10 protein-coding genes are annotated in these 11,226 nt (G+C 59.1%); 9 read left to right on the top strand and 1 reads right to left on the bottom strand.

Annotation, left to right across the window (positions count from 1 at the left end; all coding sequences use genetic code 11):
* The 6 genes from RM96_RS23820 to dctA form a co-directional block, all read left to right on the top strand.
* The coding region (locus RM96_RS23820; RefSeq protein WP_274520225.1) for an NAD(P)-dependent oxidoreductase at positions 1-588 on the top strand (588 nt) is incomplete at its 5' end.
* 475 nt (positions 589-1,063) lie between these two features.
* Positions 1,064-1,540 carry a porin gene (locus RM96_RS23815; protein ID WP_274520224.1) on the top strand — a complete coding sequence of 159 codons (477 nt, stop codon included), beginning with the start codon at positions 1,064-1,066 and terminating at the stop codon, positions 1,538-1,540.
* A 161-nt stretch (positions 1,541-1,701) separates the two neighbouring features.
* Positions 1,702-2,547 carry an FAS1-like dehydratase domain-containing protein gene (locus RM96_RS23810; protein ID WP_039014180.1) on the top strand — a complete coding sequence of 282 codons (846 nt, stop codon included), beginning with the start codon at positions 1,702-1,704 and terminating at the stop codon, positions 2,545-2,547.
* Positions 2,548-2,568: 21 nt separating this feature from the next.
* Positions 2,569-3,759, top strand: a complete 1,191-nt coding sequence (locus RM96_RS23805) for a CaiB/BaiF CoA transferase family protein (protein ID WP_039014178.1) — start codon at positions 2,569-2,571, stop codon at positions 3,757-3,759.
* A gap of 53 nt (positions 3,760-3,812) precedes the next feature.
* A complete protein-coding gene (locus RM96_RS23800) occupies positions 3,813-5,159 on the top strand; it encodes a class-II fumarase/aspartase family protein (RefSeq protein ID WP_039014176.1) in 1,347 nt (448 codons plus the stop codon).
* A 70-nt stretch (positions 5,160-5,229) separates the two neighbouring features.
* Entirely contained in the window at positions 5,230-6,558 is a 1,329-nt protein-coding gene (dctA, locus tag RM96_RS23795) for a C4-dicarboxylate transporter DctA (protein ID WP_039014174.1), read from the top strand.
* A gap of 20 nt (positions 6,559-6,578) precedes the next feature.
* Here the strand turns inward: dctA and RM96_RS23790 are convergent, their stop codons facing one another.
* Positions 6,579-7,502 (bottom strand): LysR family transcriptional regulator, encoded by a 924-nt coding sequence (locus tag RM96_RS23790; RefSeq protein WP_039014173.1) that lies wholly within the window; start codon positions 7,500-7,502, stop codon positions 6,579-6,581.
* A 145-nt stretch (positions 7,503-7,647) separates the two neighbouring features.
* Here RM96_RS23790 and RM96_RS23785 point away from each other — a divergent pair, with 145 nt between their 5' ends.
* The 3 genes from RM96_RS23785 to RM96_RS23775 all read left to right on the top strand — a co-directional run bounded on the left by RM96_RS23785 (position 7,648) and on the right by RM96_RS23775 (position 11,133).
* Entirely contained in the window at positions 7,648-8,619 is a 972-nt protein-coding gene (locus RM96_RS23785; RefSeq protein ID WP_039014172.1) for a Bug family tripartite tricarboxylate transporter substrate binding protein, read from the top strand.
* Between the two features lies 1 nt (position 8,620).
* Positions 8,621-10,657: a 4-oxalomesaconate tautomerase gene (locus RM96_RS36445; RefSeq protein WP_052279707.1), complete on the top strand. Its 2,037-nt coding sequence runs from the start codon at positions 8,621-8,623 to the stop codon at positions 10,655-10,657.
* 275 nt (positions 10,658-10,932) lie between these two features.
* Positions 10,933-11,133 carry a hypothetical protein gene (locus RM96_RS23775; protein ID WP_039014171.1) on the top strand — a complete coding sequence of 67 codons (201 nt, stop codon included), beginning with the start codon at positions 10,933-10,935 and terminating at the stop codon, positions 11,131-11,133.
* Positions 11,134-11,226 lie beyond the last annotated feature (93 nt).

Raw genomic sequence — 11,226 nt, 5'->3', positions numbered from 1 at the left:
TTCGGCATGCAGGTGCAGGCATGGAGCCAGAACCTGACGCCCGAAAAGGCGGCCGCACACGGCGTGCAGTGCGTATCCAAGGAAGCGTTGTTCTCGTCCGCCGATATCGTGTCGATTCACTTGATTCTCAGCCAGCGCACGCGTGGCCTGATTGGCGCACCGGAGCTTGCGCTCATGAAGCCGACCGCGCGGCTGGTTAACACTTCGCGCGGGCCCATCGTCGTGGAGAAGGATCCGGTCGATGTGCTCAGCCGCTGTGCGATAGCCGGCGCGGCGATCGACGTCTATGACCATGAGCCGCTGCCGCCCGATCATCCGTTCCGCGTCTTGCCAAACGTTCTGGCTACGCCGCATATCGGCTATGTGACAGAGGGGCTCTATCACACGTTCTATCAGGACACGGTCTCGAATATCGCCAACTGGCTCGATCGCCAGGCGGGCGCCCGTCGCGTAGCACCGGGGATTGCTGCATCAGCCGCGCAACCGTCTGGCATGTATATGATCCGGCACACGAAGGCTGGCGAAATCCTGGTGTCGTGCCGCTCGCGCAGCTTCGCGCAGGCCAGCGTCTGGCCGAAGTCGGCGTAGCTGTCGCGGATCAGGCCGCGCAGGTGGGATCCCAGGTCGGGCAGTAACTGACGGTGGCCTGCGACCGTCTCTGCCCGACCCACACCTGCCCTTCGGCCTGAAGCACGCGCTACGGCAGCTTCCGAAGTGAAACAGCCATCCCGGGTCGCCGTCTCGAACGCGAAGTCGGGAGGTGCGTCCCGATGCCGGAGGAAATGTCATACACCAACTGAGTGTCACGCTGGCAGCATTCCCGCGCTGTGTGGCGGCTGTGTGGCGGACCATCCGCCGCTGGGCGACGTCGTCCGCCCATTCAAGCAGGACGTTTCCCGTACCTCGCTCCCTTGCCAAGCCGATGGGCCGCTGGGTCGCCGCGCCATGACATCGCTCGAAGCGCCGATCCTTGCAATCGCCGGACGGCTATGTCCTCCGTCTTCTGACTGACGGCAATGGTCCGTTTCCGGAGTACAGGGTTCAGACGTGGGCAGACACACAAGTGTCTGGCCAAACGAAGCGCAGTTCCAGTTACGGGATCTTGCTTGGCTACACCAGAGGTCCGGTCGACGTAGGCGCCTTCTGGCAACAGGCCAATGCGTTGCAGACTCCCGAGGCGAGAAAGGTATGGGGACTGGGCGGCAACCATCAGTGGGGAATCGTCAAATTAACCTTTGGCTACCTAAACAACCGCTTTGACGTGAGCCCGACCCGCAATGACGTCTTTACAGGCGGCATCGCGGTATCTGCGACCCAAGCCTTAACACTATCGGTGACGTCACACTACGACCGCCAACGCAACACCGATGGCAGCCGAATTATGGTCACGGGTGTTGCCGACTACAACCTGTCGAAGCGCACCGATGTCTGCGCTGAGGTTGACTTCAACCGAATCAATGGCGGTTACGCGCTCCCTTCCTTTATGGGCGTCAAGGGCAGCAAGGTCGGTGGCGGTATCGGCTTGCGACACCGCTTCTAAAGAACCCGGACCTGCTGCACGGGCACTCGATTGATGCAACAGGCAGATCAATCCATAGGAACTATGCATTTCCCTCCCTTCAGCGGGGAGACCAAAATCAATTCGCGTGCATGTGCCGCTCTGGCACGGACAGCAAGGAGAGAGCAGTGAACGAACAGGCAATGGACCCGCGGACATGGATCGGACGCAGGGAGCAGCACGAAGATACGATTACCGCGGTGCCGGTGACTGCTTTGCGGGCCACGCTGGACTATCCGGTGGCACCGCAGCCGACTGGTACGCCATTGCCGCCGCTGTGGCATTGGCTTTACTTTCTTCCCATGCACCGACAGAGCGAGATTGATGCGGATGGTCATGCAAAGCGTGGTGGCTTCCTGCCTCCCGTGCCACTGCCACGTCGCATGTGGGCTGGTGGCCAGTTTGAATTTCGTGCTCCGCTTCGGGTGGGCGACCGCGTTGTGCGCACCTCGACCATCGATGACGTCTCGACCAAGGAGGGCAGGACCGGCAAATTGGTCTTCGTCAAGGTCCGTCACGAAGTGTGCGTCGAAGGGCTCCTTGAGCCCTCGCTCGTGGAGTTTCATGACATCGTCTATCGCGAGGCACAGCAATCGGGTGATGTTGCCGCCACACCCCAAGCGGCGCCTTCTGAAGCGGCCTGGCGGCGCCAAATCGTGCCGGACGATGTACTGCTGTTCCGCTATTCGGCGCTGACATTCAATGGCCACCGCATTCACTATGACCGCCGCTATGTGACGGAAGTAGAAGGATACCCAGGCCTCATCGTACACGGACCGCTTATCGCGACGCTGCTGCTGGACCTGCTTCGGCGCGAGCTGCCGCAAGCTGACGTGGTGAGCTTCCGCTTTCGCGCAGTGCGTCCGACATTCGACCTGCAACCCTTCCACGTCAATGGGCAGCCTCAGGCTGATGGCAAGACCATTCATCTTTGGGCGTCGGACCATGAAGGATGCCTGACCATGGACGCCACTGCCGTCTTGCGCTGATTTGCCTCCCGGATTCTCACGATGCAACCACTTAAAGACATCACCGTCGTTACGTTTGAGCATGCTATCGCGGCGCCGTTCGCGACCCGTCAGCTAGCCGATCTAGGCGCCCGTGTCATCAAAATCGAAAGGCCGGGCGTGGGCGACTTCGCTCGCGGATACGACGAACGGGTGCGCGGCTTGGCGTCGCATTTCGTTTGGACCAATCGTTCGAAGGAGAGCTTGACGCTGGACGTCAAGCATCCGGCGGCTGCTGGCGTGCTCGAGCGTCTCATCATGAATAAGGCGGACGTCGTGGTGCAGAATCTCGCGCCCGGGGCGGCCGCCCGCTTGGGACTGGGCTATGAGAGGCTCTCCGCAGTCAAGCCGGAATTGATTGTTTGCGACATTTCCGGCTACGGCGATGACCCGGTCAATCCAGGCCCCTATCGGGACAAGAAGGCCTATGATCTCCTGATTCAAAGCGAGGCCGGCTTCGTGTCGGTGACAGGGACCCCTGAGGAACCCTGCAAGGCTGGACCGTCCATCGCCGATATTGCCGCGGGCATGTATGCCTACACCAATATTCTGGCCGCGCTGCTCCAGCGCGGTCAGACCGGGCGCGGTCAGCGTATCGATATCTCGATGCTTGAATCGCTGGCGGAGTGGACAAGCTACCCGCTTTACTATGCGTTCGACGGCGCAGAGCCGCCGCCGCGCACTGGCGCAAGTCACGCCACTATCTATCCGTATGGTCCTTTCCCTGCAGGCGACGGCGTCACGGTGATGCTGGGTCTGCAGAACGAACGGGAGTGGGCGAGCTTCTGCCTGAAAGTGCTGCAGCAGCCCGAACTTGTCGAGGATCCGCGGTTTACCTCTAACTCGAAGCGGGTGGCTGCGCGCACAACCTTGCGGCAGATTATCGTGGACGCCTTCGCTTCCCTGACCGGCGCGCAGGTGGTGGAGCGGCTGGAAATCGCGCAGATTGCCAATGCCCGTGTCAACGATATGAACGGGGTCTGGGAACATCCGCAACTCAAAGCGCGGTGCCGCTGGACTGAGGTTGGGTCGCCCCAGGGCACGCTGCCGGCCCTGTTGCCGCCTGGCACTTGGAACGAAGGGCCGCGTATGGACCCGATCCCTGCCCTTGGTCAACACACCGACTCCATTCTTGCGGAACTCGGATACGCCTCCCACGAGATTACGGCACTGCGTTCGGACAATGCGGTGTGAATCCGACTCCATCCGTCGACTCATTCGACAAGATTAAGCAGAGGTAGAACATTATGGCTTCCACAATTATTGACTCGCGCATCTTTGGCGACATGTTCAGTGATGCACGCATGCGCGAGGTGTGGTCGGACGAGAACCGGACCGCCAAGTACCTTGACATCGAGCGCGCCTTGGCAAAGGTGCAGGGCGAACTCGGTATCATCCCGAAAGAGGCCGCCGACGAAATCGTGCGCAACTGCGAACTTTCGCAGATTGACTGGGTAAAGCTCAAAGCCAAAACTGAGCAAATCGGCTATCCAATCATCGCGGTGGTCAACCAGATTAACCAGAACTGCCGAGACGGCCTCGGTGAGTTCTGTCACTGGGGAGCCACGACCCAGGACATCACTGACACTGCGGCTGTGCTGCAAATGCGTGAGGGTCTCGCACTAATCGAGGCGGATCTGGACGACATTGCGGGGGCGCTCGCTAAGCTAGCGAAGACCTATCGGGACACCCCAGTCATCGGCCGTTCTAACTTGCAGCAAGCCACGCCGATTACGTTCGGCTACAAGATGGCCAGCATCCTGGCTGGCATTGACCGTCACCGCGAGCGGTTGCAGCAGCTTAAGCCGCGTGTACTGATGGGAGAGTTCGGCGGCGCCTCCGGTACGCTTTCTTCCCTGCAGACGGGCGCTATGGAGACGCAAGCCGCGCTGATGAAGGAGTTGGGTTTGGCGCAGCCGCTCATCTCCTGGCATACGGTACGCGACACCGTAGCCGAGGTTGGTGCCTTCCTGGGTCTCGTCGGTGGATCGCTTGGCAAGATTGCCATGGATGTAAAGCTGATGATGCAGACGGAGGTGGCGGAGGTGTTCGAGCCATTCGCGCCCGGGCGCGGCTCGTCGTCTACCATGCCGCAGAAGCGCAACCCCATTTCGTGCCTATACATCCACGCGAACATTTCAGTGGCGCGCCAGCACGCAGCGGCGCTGATGGATGCGATGGTCGCTGACCACGAGCGCTCCACCGGGCCGTGGGAGATTGAATGGGTGTCGTTGCCCGAAATCTTCTGCCTGATCTCCGGCGCATTGAAACAGGCGAAATTTGTCCTGCAAGGGCTTGAAGTAGACGCCGACCGCATGCGCGCCAACATCGATATGACCAACGGGCTTGTGATGTCCGAAGCGGTGATGATGGGGTTGGGACCGTACATCGGCCGGGAATATGCGCATGACCTGGTCTATGACCTGTGCCGCAAGGCCATCGAGGAAAACCGGCCATTGATCGACATACTCGCGGCTCACCCGGAAATCAGCGGACATGTCACACGATCTCAACTCGAGGCGATGTGCGACCCCGCCAATAGCTTGGGGCAGGCTGGCGTGATGGTCGACCGCGTGCTTGCAAGCCGGCGTTGAAAGATCAACCCGCTTGGCGAAAATTTCGGCAATTTTCATGCCGGTCGCAATAATATAAGGAGACACCGTTGTGAAACTACGGAGCCCATTCAAGCACTTATACGTCCAGGTGCTCATCGGACTGATGCTCGGCATCACTGTCGGGCACTACTGGCCAGATATCGGTGCATCCCTCAAACCGCTCGGCGATGGGTTCGTCAAGCTGGTCAAGATGATGATCGCGCCGGTCGTGTTCTGTACGATAGTGACCGGCATTACGTCGCTTAGCGATACCAAGGAGATCGGAAAGACTCTGCTGAAGTCGATGGGGTTATTTTATGTACTGACCATAATTGCCTTGCTAACCGGTCTCGCCACGGTGTTTCTGATGCAGCCCGGCGCAGGTATGCACATCGACCCGAAGCAGCTCGATGCGAGTGTTGCGGCGCGCTTTGCCAGCGACATCCATATCCACGGCTTTGCCGACTTTGCATTGCACATCATCCCTAATGCGTTCGTCGGGGCGTTCGCGCAAGGTGAGGTCCTTCCCGTCCTGTTGCTCGCGGTGTTGTGCGGTTTCGGGCTCTCGCGCATTGGGTCCGCGGCTCGTCCCGTACTGGACACCATCGATGGCTTCTCCCACATGCTTTTCGCCGTCTTTGGCGTCATCATGCGGGTGGCACCCATCGGGGCTTTCGGGGCGATGGCTTTCACGGTCGGACGCTATGGAATCAAGTCGATTGGTTCTTTGGGGCTCCTCATTGGGACCTTCTATGTTGCCTGTTCCTTCTTCGTCGTAGTGGTACTCGGTATCCTGTGTCGCCTGCATGGGTTCCGACTTTGGCAGTTGCTACGTTATATCAAGGAAGAACTACTTGTCGTCCTGGGTACATCGTCAAGCGAGCCGGTGCTGCCTCGGTTGTTGTTGAAACTCGAGCGCTTAGGCTGCAAGAAGGGCGTCGTCGGGTTGGTACTTCCGACAGGGTACTCCTTCAACCTGGATGGCACCGCTATCTATCTGACGCTTGCGTCGATGTTTATTGCCCAGGCGTGCGACATCCACCTGACCTGGCATCAGATTGCTGCCATGCTCGGCGTCATGTTGTTGACCTCAAAGGGCGCAGCGGGGGTAACCGGGAGCGGATTCGTGGCGCTGGTCGCTACGCTGACCGTCATGCCGGACCTTCCCGTTGCCGGCGTCGCTCTTATCGTGGGCATTGACCGCTTCATGTCCGAGGCCCGTGCCCTGACGAGTACGATTAGTAACGTCGTCGCCTGTATCGTGGTTTCGATGTGGGAAAAAGCTTGCGATCGTGAAGTACTGAAGCGCGAGTTGTCATCGAACTACCCATTCACGGAGGAAAAACTGGAGGCGGGCGATACGCCGTCCGTGGTCATGGCCGGTCCGTCGCCGCGCTGAATTATTGCCGCCGCTCGCAACTATGCGCGGCGGCTCCCGCGCTTGCCCCGGGTTGACTTCATTTCGCTGAGGAAATCATAGAGTTGTTGTGCCGCGGGCGGCAACGAACGCCCCTTGCGACGAATGAGTCCAATATTGCGCGTAATGACGGGATCGGTCAGCGGAACGCTTACGAGTAGCGGATGGTCCGGACCAGGCATGGCAATCGAAGGCACAGCCGCAACGCCGAGCCCAGCTTCGACTAGTCCCAGCGTTGTTGTGACGTGCTGAGTCTCATAGATGCTGTATGGGAGGCCGGATACGTTGGATAGCGCTTGGTCTAACAGCAGTCGGTTGCCGGATGCTTTGCTCACAGAAATATAGTCATACTCGGCCAAGTCTGCCCATTTGACGCGCCGATGCTTTGCGAGTGGGTGGTCGCGCCGGCATGCCGCCACGAATCTCTCTTCGAGAAGGGGGCGAAACTCGATTTCCGGCTCCTGGTTGCCCACGAAATTGAGTCCGAAGTCCGCTTCACCGCACGATACCGCGGACAAGACCTCGTTTGCGCTGGCGTCAAGTAGCTTGACGCGAATCTTCGGATAGCGCTCGTGATAGCGCGAGATGACCTGCGACAAAAAGTAATAGACCGTTGAAGGCACGCAGGCGATAGTCACTTCCCCCATGCGCGTGGTCGTTACCCCTCGTATGCCAAGCAGTGTCTGGTCCAGGTCATCCAGAATCTGTTGTAGCTTGCGGTCGAACTCCCGCCCCACCGATGTGAGGCTAACGCGTCGAGTGGTGCGATCCAGCAAGCGGACACCCAGTGCTTCTTCCAGTTTTTCGATTCGGCGACTGAAGGCCGGTTGCGAAATATGCAGTGCGTCGGCCGCCTTCCGGAAGTTGTTCAACTCGGCAACTGCACGGAATGCCTGTAAGTCGTTGAGGTTGAAATTGATGGTCATCGGTGTGCCTTGCGTCGTCGTCACTGATCCATAGTGTGCATCAACCGTTCTCAATTATGCAATTCCATAGGTGTCAGAAAAGTATGACGATACGTTTGCGGGCGGAGAGGCCCTAGATCGAACGATATCCAATGGGAGCAGACAGATGCGGATTACCCAACGACTTTTCCTCGGCAGTCTCGCCGTCGCGGCCGCCATGGCTAGCCCCGGTGCCTGGAGCGCCTTCCCGGACAAGCGAATCACGTTGGTCGTGCCCACTGCTGCAGGAGGTGCCAACGACGCCATTGCACGTGTGGTTGCGCAAGCCATGTCGTCAATTCTCAAGCAGACCGTTGTGGTGGACAACAAGGCCGGCGCCAACGGCGCAATTGCCAGCGAGTTCGTCATGCGAGCCCCGCCCGACGGTTATACGCTCCTGCTTGGATACGTCGCCACCCATGCGATGAATCCTGCACTGCAGCGCCTGCGCTACGACCCGGTTAAGGACTTCGTGCCGGTCGGAATGGTCGGGTCGTCGGCGACGGTGATGGTCCTCAATCCCGGGGTGAAGGCGAACGATGCGAAGGCTGTCGTGGCTCTGCTGAAGGCGACGCCAAGCAAGGTCAGCTACGCATCCGCTGGCAATGGGACCGCCCCACACTTTGCCGCCGAGATGTTCAAGCTCTCCACGGGCACCGACATGCTTCATGTTCCGTATAAGGGGTCTGCACCTGCTATCAACGACACCATAGCAGGCCAGACACAAGTGATGTTTCCAAGTCTTTTTACGGCCATTCCTTATGTAAAGGGTGGCAAGCTTAAGGTAGTTGGCGTCGCGGGCAGCAAGCGTTCTGCATTGATGCCGAACGTCCCCACACTAAAAGAACAGGGCATTAATGATGTCGACGTTTCGCAGTGGTATGGGATCTTCGCGCCTGCCAATACCCCAATGCCGGTCGTAGAAGCGTTAAACAAGGCTCTCAACCAAGCGCTGGCGGAGAAAAGCGTTGTTCAACGTCTGGAAGGCCAGGGCGCGGAGGTCGCGACGATGACGCCGAGTCAAATGCAAATTTTTATGCAACAGGAGCAAGTGAAATGGAAGGCGGTCGTGCAGGCGGCGAAGTTGAAGGCGGACTGAGATGAGTAAAACTATTCCCTGTGTCCTGATGCGCGCCGGCACCTCTCGCGGACCGTTTTTCCTGCGCGAATGGCTACCGGAAAGCGATGAGGAGCGTGACCAAGCGTTGATTGGCGCTATCGGAGCATCGGACCCCTTGCAACTTGACGGCGTTGGAGGCGGCAGCACGCTTAACAGCAAGGTGGCCATTGTGTCACGGTCCACGCAGCCCGATTGTGACTTGGACTATCTTTTTGTACAGGTGGGAGTCGGGAATTGCTCGGTGGATACACGCCCCAACTGCGGCAACATGCTGTCAGGAGTCGCGCCTTTTGCCATCGAGCAGGGTCTCGTCAAGGTCGAGCGCGACACGACTCGCGTACGCGTGCATAACGTCAATACTGGCGCTCGAATTGACGTGACCGTACGTACGCCGGATGGACGGATAGCCTATGACGGCGACACCCGCATCGACGGCGTCGCTGGAACCGGCGCTCCGATCTTGCTTGATTTTCTGGATGCCTGGGGTGCCGTGACAGGTCAAGTATTCCCAACGGGAAACCGCATCGATGTGATCGACGGCGTCGAGGTGACTTGCATCGACGCGGCCATGCCGCTGATGATTGTCCGGGCCTGCGACCTGGGCGTCAGCGGCCGTGAAGCACCGGCCACGCTTGACAGTGATGCAGCATTGCTGTCGCGACTGGAGACGCTGCGATTGCAAGCCGGCCTGCTGATGGGTCTCGGCGATGTGTCTGACAGCGTCATTCCGAAGCCAGTGTTGGTTAGCCCGGGCGACTCGCGGGATAGCATCACATCGCGTTACTTCACTCCGCGCAAGTGCCATGCCTCTCATGCCGTTACGGGAGCTATCGGCGTGGCCAGCGCCTTCGCATTGTCGGGTACCGTCGCGAGCCAAAACGCAAGGCACTCTGGCCGACATGCCCTCGTGGTGCTGCATCCTGCTGGGCGGATCGAAGTCGAAGTAGAACTGGAGGGGGAGGGTGATGCCACAAAAGTGACTCATGCAGCGCTTGTCAGAACGGCCCGAAAAATCATGGCTGGTGAACTTCATCTGCCCGACTACGTTTTCTCTCGGCCCGAGCCAATGGCAAAGCCTTCGGTGGGATCGCGAGCGAAGCCTTTGCAAATCATCCTTCCTACACGCGCAGGCGGTGGCAATGACGCTGTGGCTCACCTCATCGGTCCCCGCATCGGGCGGCTGCTAGGGCAAGAGGTGGTCATCGATAACCGGGCCGGTGCTAACGGAGGGATAGCCTGCGAGTATGTTGCGCAAGCGGTCCCCGATGGGCATACATTGCTACTTGGCTACGTGGGAACACATGCGATGAACCCCGCACTTCAGAAGGTTGGGTACGATCCCCTCCGCAGCTTCGCGCCGATAGGTCTCATTGGGTCATCTCCGATATTGTTGGTGGCAAATCCGTCGAACGTGCCGGCTGACGTGGAGGCTCTGATTGCCCGCTTGAAACAAGAGCCACATGGGCTGCGCTACGCGTCCGCAGGCGACGGCACACCGCCTCATTTCGGTGCGGAACTCTTCCAGCTTGCCACTGGCACCTCGATGCGCTCTCTCACCTTTGACGGCGCTGCGCCGGCAATTGCGTCCACCATCGAAGGGCGCACACAGGTGATGTTTTCTAGCCTGCTCACTGCGTATCGGCCGCTACGGGCCGGGCGCCTTCATGCGCTTTCGGTTGCCGGTCCGCAACGCCTCTCTTGTTTGCCGGATGTTCCTACCCTTGCTGAAGCGGGGGTTTCTGGCGTGCAATTGACACAGTGGTACGCGCTGTTCGCGCCTGCTGGCACTTCCGCCGCTAAGGTGGATGAGCTAAATCTGGTATTGAACGAAGTTTTGCGAGACCCAGACGTCATTGCAGGTTTTGAAAGTTATGGTGCGACGGCGGAGCCAAGCAGTCCGGCGGCGCTGATGGCAAAAGTAGAGTCCGAGCTGACGCGATGGCGGCGCGTCGTTACGGAGTCAAGGCTGGCGCCAGCACTTCCCGCTCCACATCCTCAATTAGCCGACTCGTGTTAACTGCGCTGTGATGAGCCGGCCAAGGACTACTACAGTCTTGCAACTGCATATCAGCCGGGTTCCGTGTCGGCTCGAAGGAAGTCGGCAATGATTTCGGCAGACCTGCGAGAGTTGATGAAGGGATTCCGGCCAGGCTCCCGCATTACGGGGCGGAGGCTTGCACTGACTCGGTCGTCGCAATGTGGGCATGGCGGCGAATCCGACGTTTAAGCCGATGTCGGCGGCAAATTGAAATCCGCTTTAGACCTTCTACGGATTCAGTAATAGGAGAAGTCATGACCATAGTCGAAGCTCACTTGGGCAGCGAAACGAGGCCGGAGCTGGTATCCCGGCCTTGCTACGCCGTCGCACCGGTTGCGGTTAAGGACCCCGATCCAATGGCCATTTCTTGGAGACGGACACCGACCGAGGTGCTGATGGAGAATTTGAATGACCGGCAAGACGTGACCGATATCGCGTTCTTGGGATACAACTAGTGTAGTGTTCCGTTCTTGATAGAACTTATATGAATTCGGCGTCTCCAATGCGCTACTGCGACACAGCGTGGAGAGAGCGAGTGCGAGTTGCCC

It is taken from the genome of Cupriavidus sp. IDO (genome assembly GCF_000812465.1).
Lineage (GTDB): Bacteria > Pseudomonadota > Gammaproteobacteria > Burkholderiales > Burkholderiaceae > Cupriavidus.
This window is presented reverse-complemented; position numbering and strand designations above follow the sequence as displayed.

Bases quoted from the DNA above. Each gene is read 5' to 3' on its own strand.
- RM96_RS23810 (WP_039014180.1), top strand. From the start codon at position 1,702: ATGGACCCGCGGACATGGATCGGACGCAGGGAGCAGCACGAAGATACG.
- RM96_RS23805 (WP_039014178.1), top strand. From the start codon at position 2,569: ATGCAACCACTTAAAGACATCACCGTCGTTACGTTTGAGCATGCTATC.
- RM96_RS23800 (WP_039014176.1), top strand. From the start codon at position 3,813: ATGGCTTCCACAATTATTGACTCGCGCATCTTTGGCGACATGTTCAGT.
- RM96_RS23790 (WP_039014173.1), bottom strand. From the start codon at position 7,502: ATGACCATCAATTTCAACCTCAACGACTTACAGGCATTCCGTGCAGTT.
- RM96_RS23785 (WP_039014172.1), top strand. From the start codon at position 7,648: ATGCGGATTACCCAACGACTTTTCCTCGGCAGTCTCGCCGTCGCGGCC.
- RM96_RS36445 (WP_052279707.1), top strand. From the start codon at position 8,621: ATGAGTAAAACTATTCCCTGTGTCCTGATGCGCGCCGGCACCTCTCGC.
- RM96_RS23775 (WP_039014171.1), top strand. From the start codon at position 10,933: ATGACCATAGTCGAAGCTCACTTGGGCAGCGAAACGAGGCCGGAGCTG.